This is a genomic window from Collinsella aerofaciens (assembly GCF_015670795.1).
In the GTDB taxonomy this organism is placed as follows: Bacteria; Actinomycetota; Coriobacteriia; order Coriobacteriales; family Coriobacteriaceae; genus Collinsella; species Collinsella aerofaciens_Q.
The window spans coordinates 18,189-34,312 of the sequence record NZ_JADPCJ010000011.1 but is presented as its reverse complement, the minus strand read 5'-3'; the positions used below and the strand labels follow the sequence as shown (position 1 = coordinate 34,312).

The 16,124-nt window shown below is 60.9% G+C and carries 15 protein-coding genes; 8 read left to right on the top strand and 7 right to left on the bottom strand.

What is annotated here, in order from left to right; all coding sequences use genetic code 11:
• Nucleotides 1-4 precede the first annotated feature (4 nt).
• Both I4W09_RS04815 and I4W09_RS04810 read left to right on the top strand, forming a co-directional pair.
• On the top strand, nucleotides 5-1,135 hold the full coding sequence (locus I4W09_RS04815) for a GTP-binding protein (protein ID WP_117797701.1): 1,131 nt from the start codon (nucleotides 5-7) through the stop codon (nucleotides 1,133-1,135).
• 95 nt (nucleotides 1,136-1,230) lie between these two features.
• Nucleotides 1,231-1,830 (top strand): tRNA (cytidine(34)-2'-O)-methyltransferase, encoded by a 600-nt coding sequence (locus I4W09_RS04810; protein ID WP_196032437.1) that lies wholly within the window; start codon nucleotides 1,231-1,233, stop codon nucleotides 1,828-1,830.
• Between the two features lie 29 nt (nucleotides 1,831-1,859).
• On the opposite strand, the gene I4W09_RS04805 is transcribed toward I4W09_RS04810, so the two are convergent.
• The 3 genes from I4W09_RS04805 to I4W09_RS04795 form a co-directional block, all read right to left on the bottom strand.
• Nucleotides 1,860-4,373, bottom strand: coding sequence for an excinuclease ABC subunit UvrA (locus tag I4W09_RS04805; RefSeq protein ID WP_196032435.1), 2,514 nt, complete (start codon nucleotides 4,371-4,373; stop codon nucleotides 1,860-1,862).
• Nucleotides 4,366-5,484, bottom strand: a complete 1,119-nt coding sequence (locus tag I4W09_RS04800) for a DUF8462 domain-containing protein (RefSeq protein ID WP_195521356.1) — start codon at nucleotides 5,482-5,484, stop codon at nucleotides 4,366-4,368. The genes I4W09_RS04805 and I4W09_RS04800 overlap by 8 nt, the downstream gene beginning before the upstream one ends.
• A 93-nt stretch (nucleotides 5,485-5,577) precedes the next feature.
• Complete coding sequence (locus I4W09_RS04795; protein WP_196032433.1) at nucleotides 5,578-7,581, bottom strand: elongation factor G; 2,004 nt, start codon at nucleotides 7,579-7,581, stop codon at nucleotides 5,578-5,580.
• Nucleotides 7,582-7,826: 245 nt separating this feature from the next.
• Here I4W09_RS04795 and mscL point away from each other — a divergent pair, with 245 nt between their 5' ends.
• Nucleotides 7,827-8,252, top strand: coding sequence for a large conductance mechanosensitive channel protein MscL (gene mscL, locus I4W09_RS04790; protein WP_196032431.1), 426 nt, complete (start codon nucleotides 7,827-7,829; stop codon nucleotides 8,250-8,252).
• A gap of 119 nt (nucleotides 8,253-8,371) precedes the next feature.
• Here mscL and I4W09_RS04785 read toward each other — a convergent pair whose 3' ends face one another.
• Complete coding sequence (locus I4W09_RS04785; RefSeq protein ID WP_196032429.1) at nucleotides 8,372-8,860, bottom strand: GNAT family N-acetyltransferase; 489 nt, start codon at nucleotides 8,858-8,860, stop codon at nucleotides 8,372-8,374.
• A gap of 77 nt (nucleotides 8,861-8,937) precedes the next feature.
• Between I4W09_RS04785 and I4W09_RS04780 the strand changes: the two genes are divergently transcribed.
• A complete protein-coding gene (locus I4W09_RS04780) occupies nucleotides 8,938-9,234 on the top strand; it encodes a hypothetical protein (RefSeq protein WP_196032426.1) in 297 nt (98 codons plus the stop codon).
• A gap of 48 nt (nucleotides 9,235-9,282) precedes the next feature.
• Here the strand turns inward: I4W09_RS04780 and I4W09_RS04775 are convergent, their stop codons facing one another.
• Nucleotides 9,283-9,987 (bottom strand): class I SAM-dependent methyltransferase, encoded by a 705-nt coding sequence (locus tag I4W09_RS04775; protein ID WP_196032421.1) that lies wholly within the window; start codon nucleotides 9,985-9,987, stop codon nucleotides 9,283-9,285.
• A gap of 439 nt (nucleotides 9,988-10,426) precedes the next feature.
• Between I4W09_RS04775 and I4W09_RS04770 the strand changes: the two genes are divergently transcribed.
• Nucleotides 10,427-10,828, top strand: a complete 402-nt coding sequence (locus tag I4W09_RS04770) for a hypothetical protein (RefSeq protein ID WP_196032417.1) — start codon at nucleotides 10,427-10,429, stop codon at nucleotides 10,826-10,828.
• Nucleotides 10,829-10,956: 128 nt separating this feature from the next.
• On the opposite strand, the gene I4W09_RS04765 is transcribed toward I4W09_RS04770, so the two are convergent.
• On the bottom strand, nucleotides 10,957-11,772 hold the full coding sequence (locus I4W09_RS04765) for a putative RNA methyltransferase (RefSeq protein ID WP_196032414.1): 816 nt from the start codon (nucleotides 11,770-11,772) through the stop codon (nucleotides 10,957-10,959).
• Between the two features lie 177 nt (nucleotides 11,773-11,949).
• Between I4W09_RS04765 and I4W09_RS04760 the strand changes: the two genes are divergently transcribed.
• The gene (locus I4W09_RS04760) at nucleotides 11,950-13,332 is read left to right on the top strand and encodes an MATE family efflux transporter (RefSeq protein ID WP_196032411.1); all 1,383 of its coding nucleotides are present in this window, start codon (nucleotides 11,950-11,952) and stop codon (nucleotides 13,330-13,332) included.
• Nucleotides 13,333-13,359: 27 nt separating this feature from the next.
• Here I4W09_RS04760 and I4W09_RS04755 read toward each other — a convergent pair whose 3' ends face one another.
• Complete coding sequence (locus I4W09_RS04755) at nucleotides 13,360-14,226, bottom strand: LysR family transcriptional regulator (RefSeq protein ID WP_230318685.1); 867 nt, start codon at nucleotides 14,224-14,226, stop codon at nucleotides 13,360-13,362.
• A gap of 158 nt (nucleotides 14,227-14,384) precedes the next feature.
• Between I4W09_RS04755 and I4W09_RS04750 the strand changes: the two genes are divergently transcribed.
• Together I4W09_RS04750 and I4W09_RS04745 are read left to right on the top strand one after the other, a co-directional pair.
• The gene (locus I4W09_RS04750; protein WP_196032405.1) at nucleotides 14,385-15,293 is read left to right on the top strand and encodes a DMT family transporter; all 909 of its coding nucleotides are present in this window, start codon (nucleotides 14,385-14,387) and stop codon (nucleotides 15,291-15,293) included.
• A gap of 87 nt (nucleotides 15,294-15,380) precedes the next feature.
• The gene (locus I4W09_RS04745; protein ID WP_196032402.1) at nucleotides 15,381-16,106 is read left to right on the top strand and encodes a uracil-DNA glycosylase; all 726 of its coding nucleotides are present in this window, start codon (nucleotides 15,381-15,383) and stop codon (nucleotides 16,104-16,106) included.
• The last annotated feature ends 18 nt before the right edge of the window (nucleotides 16,107-16,124 follow it).

The following is a 16,124-nucleotide window of genomic DNA, read 5'->3' as shown; positions in this document are numbered from 1 at the left end:
GCACATGCCCAACAAACCCGTGAAGATCATCATGCTTACCGGATACCTCGGTGCCGGCAAGACCACGCTGCTCAACCACATCCTCGCTAACGACGGCGGTATCCGCGCCGCCGTGATCGTCAACGATATCGGCGAGATCAATGTGGACGCCAGCCTTATCGCCGACGGCGGCCTTTCCGAGACCGACGACCTCATCCCGCTCACCAACGGCTGCATCTGCTGCACGCTTTCGGATGACCTGGCCAACCAGCTGCAGGGCATCGCCGATTCGGGCAACTTCGATTACATCATCATCGAGGCCTCGGGCATTTGCGAGCCCATCCCCATCGCCTACACCATCTCGAGCTTCTGCGACGAGGCCAAGGTGGGCGGCGAGCCTAAGCTCGCGCTCGACAACATCGTGGCCGTGGTCGACTGCGCCCGCATGTACGACGAGTTCAACGGCGGTCGCGACCTACTGGCCGAGGATATCGACGAGGACGACATCGAGAGCCTGCTCATCCAGCAGATCGAGTTCTGCTCCACGCTCATCCTCAACAAGACCGATACCGTGACGCCCGAGCAGATCGCCGAGCTCAAGGCCATCGTGCGCAGCCTGCAGAAGGACGCCGTAATTGTCGAGGCTCAAAACGGCGAGGTCCCCATGGAGGAGCTGCTCGACACCGACCGCTTCGACTTTATGCGCGCCTACAACTCCGCCGCCTGGATCGAGGCCATGGAGCATCCCGAGGAGCACGACGACCCCGAGGTGCTCGAGTACGACATCGAGACCTTTGTGTACTCGCGCCGCAAGCCGTTTGACCTGCAGAAGTTCACCGATTTTGTTGAGCAGGAGTGGCCCGACGAGGTCATTCGCGTCAAGGGTCCGCTGTGGCAGACCGGCGATCCGGACATGTGCTACATGTTTGAGCAGGCCGGCCACCAGATGCGCCTGATGGAGAACGGCCTGTTTGTCGACTCGGCGCCCGAAGGCGAGAAGCAGAAGATCATCGACGAGAACCCCGAGATCATGCAGATTTGGGACGACGAGACGGGCGACCGCATGACGAGTCTGTGCATCATCGGCCGTCACATGGACAAGGATGCGCTCATCGCTTCCCTCGATGCCTGCCTGACCGACTGGCACCGCGCCTAGGTTTATCCAAGCGGGCATTTTTCTGTCTACGTAACCGCCAAACCACCACGAAGGTTAACTTCGTGGTGGTTTTTCGTTCTGAGCCAAGGAGATTCATGTTCAACATTGTGCTGTATGCGCCCGAGATTCCGGCCAATACGGGCAATATCGGCCGCACCTGCGTGGTCACCGGCGCCCGCCTGCATCTGGTGGAGCCGCTGGGGTTTTCGCTCGACGACAAGACGGTACGTCGCGCCGGTCTGGGCTACTGGCAAAACTTGGACGTGACGACCTATGCCGGCTGGGAGGATTTCCTTGCGCGCAACGATCTCTCCCCCGCCGATGGTCGCCTGCATCTGCTGACCAAAAAGGCACGCCGCACCTATGCGCAAAGCACCTACCGCGATGGTGACTACTTGGTCTTTGGCAGCGAGAGCTCGGGCATTCCCGAGCCACTGCTTGCCGCGGCGCCCGAGCGTTGCGAGCGTATCCCCATGCTGCGCGATTGTGACTCACTCGATAACGCCGAGGCTTGGGAAGCCCACGAGGAATCGCTCGGACATACCGAGGACAGCCACGAGGCCATCCTTCAACAGGACATCTGCGGCAACTTCGTCAACCCGGACGACTACCGCATCAGCGCACTCAACCTCTCCAACAGCGCCGCCATCGTCCTCTACGAGGCCCTGCGCCAAACAGGCTTTCCGGGAATGTGACAAAGAGGCTGTCCCTTTGTCACATTCGGTTATAGGTAGCGACCGGTAATGCTCTTGGAGCAGGCTGCGATGTCGCCCGGCGTGCCGGCGCAGACGATTTGCCCGCCGGCATCGCCACCGCCCGGGCCCATGTCGATCACATAATCGGCGTTACGGATAAGGTCGAGGTCGTGCTCGATCACGACAACTGTGGCGCCCTTGGCAACGAGGCCGTCGAACACACTCAGCAACACCTGAACATCGAGCGGATGCAGGCCGATCGTGGGCTCGTCAAACACAAACGCGGCATCATCCTGCACGCGGCCCATCTCGCTCGCAAGCTTAAGACGCTGTGCCTCGCCGCCCGAGAGCGCCGGCGTGGGCTCACCGAGCGTGAGATAGCCCAAGCCCAGGTCGTGCAAGGTCTGCAAGCGCGCCTGAACCTTCTTGAGTCCCACCGTGGCGTCGAGGGCCTCGTCCACACTCATGTCCATGAGCTGCGGCAACGTAAGCAAGCTCCCGTCCTTGCCCTCGCGATGGATATGCGAAGCCGCATCCGCATAACGCGAGCCGCGACATGCCGGGCAGACGATCTCGACATCGGGCAAAAACTGCACGTCGAGCGATATCGAACCCGTGCCATCGCACGTAGGGCAACGCAAGGCGCCAGTGTTGTAGCTAAAGGCGCCCGCCTTGTAGCCGGCCGCCTTGGCCTCGGGCGTACGGGCGAAGGCGCGGCGCAGCTCATCATGGATGTCGGCATAAGTCGCCACCGTCGAGCGCACGTTGGCGCCGATGGGCGTAGCGTCAATCAGATTTGCGCGGGCAATGCCCTCGGCATCGACCCAACGCACGTGCCCCGGCAGGCGCTCGCCGGCTGCCTGCGCCTTGAGTGCCGGAATGAGCGTCTCGAGCACCAACGTCGTCTTACCCGAGCCCGAAACGCCCGTCACCGCAACCAAGCGACCGCGCGGGATATCGACTTCGAGTGGCTTGACGGTATGGATGGCATCGGTTGCCATGCGGATATGGCCCTGGTCGAACATCTCGTCGTCAGTCACCTGCGGACGCAAGCGCTTGGACTCTGCGCGCAAAAACGGGGCGATGCGGCTGCCCTGCGATTGTTCGACCTCGTCCACCGTACCAGCGGCGATCACATTACCGCCGCCCGCTCCGGCAACGGGGCCCATCTCGACCAGATAGTCGGCTTCCGCCAGTACGCGCGTGTCGTGGTCGACAACAACCACGGTGTTGCCGTCATCCACCAGATCGCGCATCACGCCCACCAAGCCGTCGACATTGGCAGGATGCAAGCCGATCGAAGGCTCGTCCAGCACATAAAGCACACCCGTCGATCGGTTGCGCACCACGCGGGCGAGCTGCACACGCTGGCGCTCACCCGTGGAGAGCGTGGCGCCGGCGCGATCGAGCGAAAGGTAATCGAGACCCAGGTCGACCAGACGACGGGCCGCACTCAAAAACGAATCGCAGATATCCGTCGCCATGGGCCGCATCTCGGCCGGCAAGGACGTAGGCACCCCGCGCACCCACTCAATCGCCTCACCCAGCGTCATGGCCGCTGCTTGCGCCAGATTGATACCGCGCACCTGGGGCTGGCGCGCAGCCTCGGAGAGACGCGTGCCGCCGCAATCGCGGCATGCTCCCTCGCGCAAAAAGCGCGCAACGCGTTTTAAGCCCTTATCGTCCTTGACCTTGGCGAGCGCATTCTCGACGGTATAGACGGCGTTGTAATAGGTGAAGTCGAGCGGCGTGGCGCCCTCGCCGTTTTTGGGAACGTAGAGAATGTGCTTCTTAACCGCCGGACCATGAAACACGATGTCGCGCTCTTGAGGCGTGAGTTGGCTAAACGGCACGTCGGTGCGTACGCCCATCTCGCCTGCCACCTGCTTCATCAGATCCCACATGAGCGTGCCCCAGGGAAGGACTGCGCCCTCGTTGATGGTCTTTGACTCATCTGGCACCAGGCTCGCCTCGTCCACCTCGCGCATGACACCGGTGCCGCCACAGGTAGGGCACGCACCACCGCTGTTAAACGCAAGGTCCTCGGCGCTCGGCGCGTAGAACTCACGACCGCATGCAGGGCACGTGAGCGACAGGCCCGCAGCTACGTTAAGGCTCGGCTCCACACGCGCCCCGCAATGCGGGCACACGTGATGGGCGCAACGGCTAAAGAGCAGACGCAGGCTGTTGTTGAGCTCGGTCATGGTACCAAAGGTCGAGCGCACGCCCGGCACGCTGGGGCGTTGATGCAATGCGAGCGCCGCCGGCACGTGCAGAACCTCGTCCACCTGGGCGTGTTCGGCCTGCGTCAGACGACGGCGGGTATAGGTGCTGAGTGCCTCAAGATAGCGACGCGAGCCCTCGGCATAAAGAACCCCCAGCGCCAGCGAACTCTTGCCCGAGCCCGACACGCCGGCAATGCCCACAAGCCTTCCCAGTGGAATATCGATATCGATGTCTTTGAGGTTGTGCACGCGCGCGCCACGCACCTCGATAGCCTGCGGGCTCATCTTCTGTTCCGTCACCTTTATCACCCTACTCATGCCATAAAACTCGATCGCGGATGTACTCGCCCAGCATGGGCACGGTAAACCGGACGAGACCGTATCCGGCAGCCCCGATGACGCGCTCGCGAATCAGGCTTGCGCGATATTTACTCGCCCAGCTCTGGGTGCGATCGCAGCGCTCAATGACATCCGCCATGCGCGTCGGTTTGCCCTCGTCAACCGCCATGGCCTCGATAAAGAGGCGCTGTGGACTGCGCAGCCCGTAATACAGGGGCGCGTCGACCGCTTCGTAGAACTCGGAGACGGCATCCGTATGGCCAGCCTCGACATCGCACCTTTCGATGACCTGCGAGCCACGCCGGACGGCAGAGCGCCACATGTAATATCCCACCAGCTGAACCATATAGGGATGCCCCATGCTCTTGCGCGCCGCAAGGTCCGCCGTCCCCGCGTCCACGTAAAGACCAGCGTCCTTGACCGTCTGGATATACGAATCGCGCACCTTGGGCAAGGATATCGCCCCCAACGTACGCTGCTGGGCACGCCGTAAAAACGTTACGCTCGGCTCTTCGAGCAGATCGTCAACCATACTGGGTAAGCCGGCGAACACCAGCGCAAGGCCGCGCTGCTCGCTATCGGGCAAGCCCGTAGCATCCTGGTCTCCGAGCACCTGCTGATAGAGAACGGCAAGAGCCGCCAGTTCCTCGATAGACGCCGATTGCGCCTCGTCAATCGCAAACAGTATGCCCTTGCCTGGACCGAGCTTCTTGAGGCGCTCGTTGACCAGCCCTCGCAACGTTTCGCCCTTTGCCCGCGCCGCCTCGACCGACATCCGGCCAAACGACGGACCGAACTCCATTGACGTCACAACGGGCTTATTCGAGCGAAGCGCGTCGGCCAATCGGTCGCATAAGCCAAGCGAAGCGGAATCGGAGACAACCGCCCATCCGCGCTCATTGGCTAGACGTTGCAGCTCCCGCAGGAGAACCGTCTTGCCGCAGCCGCGATTTCCCGTAATGAGCATGAGCCTACCCGGCGCTCCGGCGCCGTTATCGAGCCCTTCCTCAAAATCCTCGATGACCGACTCGCGACCGATGAGTATCGGAGGCCGCTTGCCAGCCGTGGGCTTAAAGGGATTTGGATTCATGTCGGCCTCCTCAGATTGGCAAACCCTGGTAACAGTTATACCAACTTATACCGAGTTATACCAACAGGATGCGGCAAAGAGACTGACCCTCTATCACCTATGGCCGAAAAACTCGGCGTCCGCCGCTCGCCAGGGGCGGAAGGTGGCGGGATCGACCTTTACATGAGCTGCGGCGGGTACGTCGTACCATTTGACCGTGTAGCCGGTGCCGTGAGAGCAAAAGACCGAGTCGGGCGTGTTGGGCAGATCGGCCTCGGGCTCATAGGCGGCCGTCTCGATTACGCACTCGGCATCATGGCAAGGCGCATAGCCGGCGAACTCCAGGTACAGATGCCCACGACCACTCGTGTAGGCAGCCACCTCCAGCGCGTAATCCTGCACCTCAGATGCCGGCACGCGACCCACAAGCTTCGCCCGGTCTCCCGCCATCGTCGGCGGCTCGTACTCGGCACCCATGCGCGTGGCATCCGAGAGCGCCCGGCCCACGCACTCCCCCGGCACCTCGAGCTCAAAGCGATACCACGGCTCCAACAGCACCGCCGCGCCGGCCTCACGCGCCTGTATGAGCCCCTGGCGAATCGCGCGGTACGTGGCCTGGCGAAAATCGCCGCCCTCGGTGTGTTTGGCATGCGCGCGGCCACCCGTGAGCGTAATGCGCACATCGGTGATGGGCGAGCCGGTCAGCGCACCCAGATGATCGCGCTCCATGGCGTTGGTGAGCGCCAGACGCTGCCAGTTAAGATCGAGCTCGTCGGTCGAGGTCACGGTGCCAAACTGCACGCCCGAGCCCGCCGGCAACGGCTCCAGGCGCAGATGCACCTCGGCATAGTGGCGCAGTGGCTCAAAGTGGCCCACGCCCTCGACCGGCTGCGAAATAGTCTCCTTATAGAGAATGCCGCCAGACTCAAACGCAACCGAAAGGCCAAAACGATCGGCCAACACCCGCTGCACGATCTCGAGTTGCACGGCGCCCATCAACTGCAGGTGAATCTGCTCCAGATGCGTATTCCAGCTTACGCCGAGCATGGGATCTTCGTCCGCCAGCTCAGTCAATGCTTTGAACACCGTATGGACATCATGTTCGCCCGGAAGCACCGTATAGGTAAGGACTGGCGCAATGACGGGCGCATCGCCCGCAGGCTCCGCGCCCAGGGCGTCCCCTGGGCGAACGTGCGCAAGACCCGTCACGGCACAAATACCGCCAGCAGCAACTTCTTGGGCAAGCTCATACTTTTCGCCGTTATAGATGCGTACCTGATCGACCTTCTGTTCCCACGCCTCGGCACCGGAACGTCCGTCAATCATCTGCTTGGCATGCAGCGTGCCGCCGGTCACTTTAACCCACGCCAAGCGCTCGCCGCGATCTCCGCGGCTCACGCGGTAGACGCGCGCGGCAAACTCCGGGCGCCATGCCTGTTCGCGCATCAGCGCACATATGCCATCCAGCAGCTCGTCCACGCCTTGGTCCTTGAGCGCCGAGCCGGCAAAGCAGGGGAAAAGCTTGCGCTCGGCAACCATGCGCGACAGCGTTGCGACAGAAAGCTCGCCCGCTTCAAGAAACTCCTCGAGCGCCGCCTCGTCCAACGCAGCAGCGTCCTCCTGAACGGCGCCGCCCGCCAGCAGTTCGTTGGCATCCAGGCAGCCTTCGGAAAGGCGCTGCCCGAGCTGTGCCAGCAAAACATCGCGGCCGGGATTCTCCAAATCGATTTTGTTGATATAGATGAACGTCGGGATGTCATAGCGCGCAAGCAGGCGCCACAGGGTTTCGGTGTGCCCTTGCACGCCGTCGTTGGCGCCCACAACCACAATCGCGTAGTCCAGCGCGCGCAGCGTGCGCTCCGCCTCGGCAGAAAAATCGACATGCCCCGGCGCATCCACGAGCATGACGTGGGTATCGCCATGATCGAGTACGGCCTGCGACGAGAAGATCGTAATGCCGCGCTCGCGCTCGATCGCGTTAGTGTCCAGATGCGAATCGCCATCGTCCACGCGGCCGCGCTTGCGGATGCGACCCGCGTTGAACAGCATGGCTTCGGCCAACGTGGTCTTGCCGGCATCGACATGCGCCAAGATTCCAACGACCGCTTGCTTCGACATGGCTCTCCTCTTATTACGAGCCCATCGCATGCGGCAACGGGCGTTCACGCTCCACACTGGATGATACAATTTACGAGCCGGCGGGCGAAGCGGGCCCTATCCCCCGACCGAGCTCATCGCCCCGCGTTGCCGCGCGGCGATTTTCGTAGGTTCGCGCCTTGCGAAAGCCGGCACCTCCCCTTTTTGTCTGCCCTGGTTCATCTGGGACAGTAACAACGCGAGCCTCACAACAGCGAGGAACCACCATGAAAGCATTGCTCAACGAGTTCAAGGAATTCATTAATCGCGGCAACGTGATAGACATGGCCGTCGGCGTGATTATCGGCGGCGCATTCACTGCCATCGTGACCTCGCTTACCGACAACATCATCAACCCGCTTATCTCCGTGATTGCCGGCGGCAGCGCCACCGAGATCTCGGGGCTGGTGGTGCCGGGAACCAATATCGACTTTGGAGCGTTCATTAGCGCGTGCATCAACTTTTTAATTGTCGCTGCCATCGTCTTTGCCATCGTCAAGGCGTTTAACAAGGCGCAGGAGATTGGCGATAAGCTGGCCGGCACCACCGCTGAGGAAGCCGTGCCGGCGCCCGTCTGCCCCTATTGCCTGGAAGAGGTGCACGAGGGCGCGACCAAGTGCTGTCATTGTGGAAGCGAGCTGCCCAAGGAATAGTCGCGTAGGCGCAGCATTATCAACCACACGGCAAGCACCCCAGGCGCCGCAATCAACTAAATTTGCCCCCGTTTGGGCCATTTGTCGTTCGAGTGAATTGTTGCCGTGAGGCCCGGCTTTTACGCCTCACGCAGCCAATCGAACGCGACACGCGCCGTGCCGTCGGACACATAGACGATGCCGGCGCGCTTAAACCCGGCCTTGAGGCTCGCACCCTGCATGGGCAGGTTGTCCTGATGCGTGTCGATACGCAGGTGATCGGCACGCTCTTTGGCAAAGGCAAACATCGCGGCCGCGATACCGTGTACGGCGCCATCGGATGCCACACGGTGCAGCACGGCGTACGGAGTGTCGCTGCGCCATTGACCATCCTCAATTACGTCATAGCACTCGTCCGGGCCCGGTAAAAAGGCAAACGTCGCCACCACGCGGCCGTCGACTTCGCACACATAGCTACCACCGGCGGCGATATCGGCAGCCAGTTGCTCGGCAGAAGGCGTGCCCTCGGGCCATTGCGTGGCGTTGCCATGCGCGCGCATAAAGGCGCGGGCAGCGTCGTAGATAGCCATGACGGCGGGAATGTCGGTATCGAGGGTTTTTCTGATCATCACGCGGCGGCCTCACGTTTATTGGTATCACTTTGATTGAGCAATGATACCAGCGTTTGAAGAGGGGCGCGAAGCAGATGGGAAGCAAAAAGCGAGCCGCCTGGTCAAAGGCCAAAAGCGAGTTTTTGGGCGCTGCCACCGGCGGCGATATGAGCGACCTGTTTGCGCGCGAGGACGAGCGTCGCGACGCCTTGGACGCCGAGCGCGATGAGACTTGGCGCTACAAGTCGTGCGAGCGCAAAAACCGTTACGACACGCGCGCCGAGGCCGAGGCAGTTATGGCCGACTGCGAAAACCACGGGCGGCGTGGTTTGGCCTGCTACAAATGCGAATACTGCGGTGGATGGCACCTGACGTCGCACCCATGGAAATAGACGCCGCATCGGCACGGCGCTAGCGAAGCGCCGGTAATCGCACGCAAGTTACGGGCGCGACGGCACTAAAACATCGTAACGAACGGCCTTGCCCGCAAGTTGATAGCTCGGCTTAACGCCGGCAAGCAGCGGCCCCTTCACCGGTCGCTTGATAACCACCTTGCGCGGATGCACCGCAAGCGCAGCTTCGACCAGCGTCTCCTCATCGGCGCACGGCTGTTCCAGATGATGTAGGAGCTGGAACTTCTTTTTGACCGCCGCACTTTTAGTACGCTCGGGAAACATGGGGTCCAGATACACCACGTCGGGAGCCGCGAGCTCGTCCTGCCCGATCAGCTCAGCTGTATGGCGAAGGCCGGTAATACTGTCCTCGCCCGCATGTAAGCGCATGCGCGCCACGGCTGTCGCAAGCGCCGGATCATCCGCCGCGCGATCCAAAGCATCCTTGAGGAGTGCCGCGATCACGCAATCCTGCTCATACAGATCGACGGTAAAGCCCGCGGCCGCCAGCAGCAGCGAATCCTCGCCAAAGCCTGCCGTAGCGTCAATCGCCCATGGTCGCTCGATGCCCTTTGTGCGCGCAGCCTTCACCAACAGCTCTTGCTGCAGACGGCCCTGCTTGAGTCGCGGCAGCATGCGGCCAAAATCGGCACGCAGCTCCATCGTGCCGTCGGTGAGCGTGAGGCCCTCGGGCTTCCCGGTCAGCTCAAGCCCCGCGGCCCGAGCAACAGAAAAGGGATCGACGACGCCCATGGGTACTCCTTAGCAAGCAAAACGAATACGTGGGCGCCGTTCATGACGACACCCAACCGTCCGCTATTGTCCCACATGTGACATGGCCCACAGCATCCCAATGCAAAGCACCGCCATCAATCCCGTGCACACGGCAGCGATCACAGAATCACCCATGCGCCTTCCCAACGACCGCGGCTCATGCACTTGCCCTGCTCCGTACATCATGGCTCCTCCTTGAGACCAGCTCTTACCATGGACCCATCATCGCAGCGCCGCGCATACGCTGCCATCGATTTGACTTACGCCCAGCTTTCCTTTTTGAAAGGTTGGGTTTGGCTGCGCGGGCTCAATGCGCTTTCAAACGCATGCATCGCCGCGTTGAACTACAATGTGCTTCACCATATGTGCAGCACATTGGGTGCGCCAAGTTGGCGTACTCGTATCGAAAGGACCAGCCATGAGCTTCACTCGCAAGACTCTCAAAATCCTTGCTCTCATCTACTTTGTTTTGGGCATCGCCAGCCTCGTCACCGCCGGCGTCGGTATCGCCACGGGCGGTCTCGATTCCACGTACGGTTCGTACGCCACGCTCGCGGCGGTCGTGCTTATCGCCAAGGGCCTCGTCGACCTTGCCGCAGGCGTCGCCGGTATCAAGGGCGCCAACAAGCCTTCGCAGGTGGACGGCGCGTTTAAGCTCGGTATTGTTGCCGCGATCGCCACGCTTGCCCAAGCGGTGCTCACGCTTCCCGCGTTTGGCGGCGACGCCATCAACTTTGGCGCCTTTGTCATCGTGGTGTACGACCTGTTCTTTGTTCAGCAGGCACACGCCGTTAAGGCCGAGAACAAGGACCGCCTGTAGGCACCTGTCTCCCATAGCCCCTGCTATCAAGCAGCTAAAAAGGGCCGATCGCGCATCTCCGCGGTCGGCCCTTTACGTTTGCCCAGATAAAACCTACCAAAATAAACCTGTCCCTTTTTGGCAGGTTGTTAGCTGTGGCGGTACTCGGCGATGATGAAGTCGATGTCGGTTTGAAGGGTGTCCAAATTTGCCAGGCGCTCTTTGTCGACAGGGCGCGTGCGGTAGTAGTACGGCGTCATCTGGAACACCGCCTCAATGTCGGCCTGCGTCCGGAGCGTAATATTCGCAGACACCCGCTGCGTTCCGACTAACTCGAGCTCGGTGGTCTTCGGCAGCTTCTCATCGTTAAGGTACGGCGTGTCGTAGAGCACCTCCTTGAGCCCAAAGAGATGACGGGCGCCCGGCACCACGGTGTAGAGCGAGCCCTCTGGCGCCAGCACGCGGGCAAATTCGCGCTCGTTAAAGGGAGCAAAGAGTTCGGTCACCATATCGAAGGCGCCATCGGCCACGGGGATATCCTTCATGTTGGCCACGAAATAGGTCGCATCGCCGCGCTTGGCGGCCAGACGTACCATTTCTTTGCCCAGGTCAAAGCCATAAGCGTCCACGCCCGGCACCGCGCCCATGGCGCTGGTGTAGTAACCCTCGCCGCAGCATATATCGAGCAGCGTCATGGGGCCGCTCATAGACGCGGCACGCCCAGACACCTGTTTGCACACCAGCTCGACCATCGCATCGCGCAACGGCGCATAGTAACCGCGGTTCAGAAAGTCACGACGGCTGCGCGCCTGCGACTTAGGATCACCCATGGAGTCACCGCTCTTGGACGAGCGCAGCAGATATAGATAGCCCTCGCGCGCTCGGTCGAACCGGTGTCCGCCCGTGCACGCAGCACCGCGCTCGTCGTCCACCAACGGCTCATGGCAAACGGGACACAACAACATGGCAACTCCTTAGCGCGAACAACACAACGCCCACCATTGTCGCACGCCTTCCCCACCTAGTCATTGGGACGTTCTTGAACGACTAGTCGTTTAAGAACGTCCCCAACGACTAGCCGATTAGGAGTATCATCATCTGCGCAAATAAGCACGGAAAAGCATATTAGAGATTGAGAGCGTATGGCTGATACCGCATCTAAGCACATTGACATGACCACCGGTTCGCTGTGGCGCAATATTCCCCTGTTCGCCTTCCCCGTGGCCGCCACGAGCATCTTGGAGCAGCTGTCGAACCTCATCGCCACGGTCATCATCGGCAACTTCTCGGGCGACCAGGGAACCCTCGCCATGGCGGCGGTCGGCTCCAATGTTCCGCTTACCAGTCTTATGCTCAACCTGTTTATTGGCATGTCGCTTGGCTCCAACGTGGTCATCGCCAACGCTATCGGCCGCAACGATCAAAACATGGTCAAACGCGCCGTCCATACCTCGATTTTAATGGCGCTCGTGGGCTTTGTCGTCATCGCGCTGGGCGAGATCTTTGCCGAGCCCATGCTCACCGCGCTCAACGTTCCTGCCGAAACCATGCCGCTCGCTTCGCTCTACCTGCGCGTCTTTTTGCTCAGCCTGCCCTCGATCTTGCTCTACAACTTTGAGGCCGCGATCTTCCGCTCCGTCGGCATCACCCGCATGCCGCTGCAGGCGCTTGCCGTGTCCACCGTCCTCAACATTGGCTTGGACCTCATCTTTGTCCCCGTACTCCACTGGGGCGTCGCGGGCGTCGCCATCGCCACCGCCATCGCCTACACCGTCAGTGCCGCTACGCTCTTTATCCGCCTGCTCAAGACCGACTCCGTCGTCCGCGTCACCCCACGCGACCTGGCTATCGACCCCGTCGCCCTCAAGCGCATCGTCAAGATCGGTCTGCCCGCCGGCATCCAGAGCGCCGTCTTTGCCGTCGCCAACATCATCATCCAGTCTGCCATCAACAGCCTGGGCACCGAGGTCATGGCGGCATCGAGCGCCGCCATGAGCCTGGAGTACGTGTGCTACAACCTGCTCAACAGCTTTAGCCAGGCTTGTACCACCTTTGTGGGACAAAACCACGGTGCCCGCCAGATCGACCGCTGCACCAAAACACTCAAGGTCTGCCTGGTCGAAGGCGGTATCGTTGCACTCACCACGATTATCGTTATTGTCGGCCTGGGGCGCGAGATCTTGTCGCTGTTCAACAGCGATCCCAACATCGTCTCGATCGGCTATATCCGCGTGTGCTCGATCTTCCCTGCGTACGCCTTTAGCATGTTCTACGAAAACATGTCAGGCTACCTGCGCGGCTTTGGTATCTCGCTCACGCCCGCCCTCATCACCATGATCTGCGTCTGCGGCATCCGCTTCTATTGGGTGTTTTGCGTGTTCCCGCACTTCCGCACCTTTGCGAACATCATGATGGTCTACCCCATCAGCCTGGGCACCACGGCGTTCTTTATGGTCGTGGCGGTATTGCTCTGCCACCCCGCACGCACCTATCGTGCCACCCAAGCCAAAGCGACAGCCCGCTAAACACCGCACTCAACGCCACGCCAGTCATTAATTGACAATATGTGAGCTCATATAGTCGATAAAGCGCCTTGTGGCGATGGGCATGGTGTCCCAGCTGCGCCAAGCCGCCACCACGTCACGCGAGGGGGCGTGCACGATGGGACGTACGCGAATATCGGCCCGCATGCCCTCAACGGTGCGGCGATACAGCATACTCACGCCTAGACCTTCCTCCACCATCGCCATGATGGTATAGTCGTCGGTCACCTCACTCGTCACGTGCGGCGACAGCCCATGCGTTGCGAATGCATCGAGCACCAGACTCTGTTCGCCCTCATCCAGCAACACAAACGGCTCAGACGCCAGGTCGGCGAGTGTCACCTTTTCCTTTACCGTCAGCGGATGCGCGGCCGGCAACAATGCCACCAACTCGTCGTGATAGACGACGCGCTTCTCGAGCCCAGCGGTAAATCCGCGTGCCGTAAAACAAAAATCAACCACGCCATCGTGCACCCATTGAGCGTTGCGCGTGTAATCGCCCTGCTTGAGGGTGAAGCGTACGCCCGGGTGCAGCGCACCAAAGTCGCGGATCACGCGCGGCAACACGGTTCGACTCACGTTGGTAAACGTCGCAATGCGAATATCGGTCGACGAAAGCCCCAGCAGCTCCTGGCGTTTGCCCTCGAGCTCGGCCTCGGCAGTCACAATCTGGCGCAGGTACGGCAGATATTGTTTACCGTCGCGCGTAAGCGAAACGCCCTGCTTACCGCGCTCGATAAGCGTGGTAAGCAGCTCGCGCTCGAGCGCCTTGACGGCCTGGCTCACCGCACTTTGCGTATAGCCCAGCTCGTCCGCCGCACGTTTCAGACTGCCGCAATCGACCACCATACATACAATCTGATACCGCGATGCCATCGTGCCTCCACATCGATGTAGCCGTAAAACGTTTTGCCAGGGCTTTTCGCACCCGCTTTAGCATTTCTTAATCATACTGAAGATACATTCGCTTTACTACATCCAAATCTGGGAGCAGAATCCTTTGTGCGAAACCGTTCTGTAACAAAAGGAGTCCCATGGATCGCAAAAAAGCAATCGCGCTCTCATTTTCCGTTCCCGTCGCATGGGGCTTTTCGTATCCCCTCATGAAGATCGGTATGGACAGCATGAATGCCACGAGTATCGTCGCGCTACGCTGCATCATCGCCTTTGTGGCCTGCCTGCTGCTCTTCCACAAGCGCGCGTTCCGTATCAACCGCGACCTTATGGTCCGCGCCGCCATCATCGGCGCCATTATGGCAACCGAGCTCACCTGCATGTGCCTGGGCTCCAGCCTCACCTCCGCCTCCACTGCCGGCTTTTTGCAGAGCCTGACGGTCGTGATCGTGCCGTTTGCCAACGCCGCCCTGCTGCGCCGCGCCCCCGAACGCAAAGTGCTTGTCGGCACCGCCATCGTCACCTGCGGCATGCCGCTGCTCTCGGGCGCCGACTTTACCAGCCTGAATCCCGGCGCGATCATCATGCTGCTCTCCGCTTTTGTCTATGCCGGCCATATCATTGTGGCAAAGCGCTTTGTCGAAGATGTCAATCCGCTTGCTCTGGGTGTTTGGCAGCTGGGCTTTGGCGGCCTGTTCTCTGGCATCGCCGCATTCACCTTTGGCGGCTTCACGCTTCCCGGCACGCCTAACGAGATCGTCGTTGTCGTCGCGCTCGCACTCATCTGCTCTGCCTACGGCTTTATCACCCAGACGCTCGTGCAGCCCCACGTGCCCGCCGAGACCACCGGCTTCGCTTTCTCACTCGAGCCGGTCTGCTCTGCCGTCTTCTCCTTCTTCCTGGTCGGCGAGGTCCTAAGCCCCATCGCCTTCTTTGGCGCCGCTCTCATCCTCACCGGCGTCATGGTGGCAACCGTGCAGCTCCCGCGACTTCATGCGCATACTCACGACCATACCCGCATGGCAGGAACGCCCGAGCGGGCCTCGTAAGCGCCTCACCTTTTGTAGCCACGACACTAAGGTCTCCGGACGCCTTTACAATAGATGCCAACAGAGCATCTGCCATAAAGGAGCCCCATGGACACCGCAACTCGCGACCGCAACATAGCAACTTGGTTGGACGATGCGCCGCAACCGGTACGTGACGCTACGAACCAGCTGCTCGAGCGCATCGCCCTTTTGCGTGCCGAGCAAACCATCTACCCGGCACAAGACGACATCCTCAATGCCCTCGCCTACACGCCGGCCGACCAGGTCAAGGTTGTCATCTTGGGTCAAGACCCCTATCACGGGCCCAACCAGGCCATGGGGCTGTCGTTTTCGGTCCCCACGACGCAAACCAAGTTGCCGCCAAGCCTGCGCAACATCTACAAGGAACTCAAAGCCGATCTGGGTTGCCCCATTCCCGCCACGGGAGATCTAACACCATGGGCACAACAGGGCGTCCTGCTTCTCAACACCACGCTCACCGTGCGCGAGCATGCCGCCAACTCGCACGCCAAGCTGGGCTGGAGCACGCTCACCGACTACGTTATCGAACGCTGCTGCCAGCTGCCCCAACCGGTAGTCTTTTTGGCATGGGGCCGCTTTGCCCAGCAGATGGTCGAGGGCAAGCTCGTCACAACTGACGCGGGCAAGGCAACCGACAAGTTCTGTCTGGCCTCCACGCACCCCTCGCCGCTTTCGGCCAATCGTGCCACGGCAGAACTCCCCGCCTTTATGGGGTCGCGTCCCTTCTCGGCAGCCAATCGGCTACTCGAACAGCACGGCTCGACCCCCGTCAACTGGACTTGCCTCGGCTAAAAATCGATACATCAAAAA

Coding starts and splice junctions, on each gene's coding strand:
- I4W09_RS04755 (WP_230318685.1), bottom strand. CDS start 14,226: ATGGCATCGCGGTATCAGATTGTATGTATGGTGGTCGATTGCGGCAGT.
- I4W09_RS04760 (WP_196032411.1), top strand. CDS start 11,950: ATGGCTGATACCGCATCTAAGCACATTGACATGACCACCGGTTCGCTG.
- mscL (WP_196032431.1), top strand. CDS start 7,827: ATGAAAGCATTGCTCAACGAGTTCAAGGAATTCATTAATCGCGGCAAC.
- I4W09_RS04815 (WP_117797701.1), top strand. CDS start 5: ATGCCCAACAAACCCGTGAAGATCATCATGCTTACCGGATACCTCGGT.
- I4W09_RS04805 (WP_196032435.1), bottom strand. CDS start 4,373: ATGAGTAGGGTGATAAAGGTGACGGAACAGAAGATGAGCCCGCAGGCT.
- I4W09_RS04750 (WP_196032405.1), top strand. CDS start 14,385: ATGGATCGCAAAAAAGCAATCGCGCTCTCATTTTCCGTTCCCGTCGCA.
- I4W09_RS04810 (WP_196032437.1), top strand. CDS start 1,231: ATGTTCAACATTGTGCTGTATGCGCCCGAGATTCCGGCCAATACGGGC.
- I4W09_RS04775 (WP_196032421.1), bottom strand. CDS start 9,987: ATGGGCGTCGTCGATCCCTTTTCTGTTGCTCGGGCCGCGGGGCTTGAG.
- I4W09_RS04785 (WP_196032429.1), bottom strand. CDS start 8,860: ATGATCAGAAAAACCCTCGATACCGACATTCCCGCCGTCATGGCTATC.
- I4W09_RS04770 (WP_196032417.1), top strand. CDS start 10,427: ATGAGCTTCACTCGCAAGACTCTCAAAATCCTTGCTCTCATCTACTTT.
- I4W09_RS04765 (WP_196032414.1), bottom strand. CDS start 11,772: ATGTTGTTGTGTCCCGTTTGCCATGAGCCGTTGGTGGACGACGAGCGC.
- I4W09_RS04780 (WP_196032426.1), top strand. CDS start 8,938: ATGGGAAGCAAAAAGCGAGCCGCCTGGTCAAAGGCCAAAAGCGAGTTT.
- I4W09_RS04800 (WP_195521356.1), bottom strand. CDS start 5,484: ATGAATCCAAATCCCTTTAAGCCCACGGCTGGCAAGCGGCCTCCGATA.
- I4W09_RS04795 (WP_196032433.1), bottom strand. CDS start 7,581: ATGTCGAAGCAAGCGGTCGTTGGAATCTTGGCGCATGTCGATGCCGGC.
- I4W09_RS04745 (WP_196032402.1), top strand. CDS start 15,381: ATGGACACCGCAACTCGCGACCGCAACATAGCAACTTGGTTGGACGAT.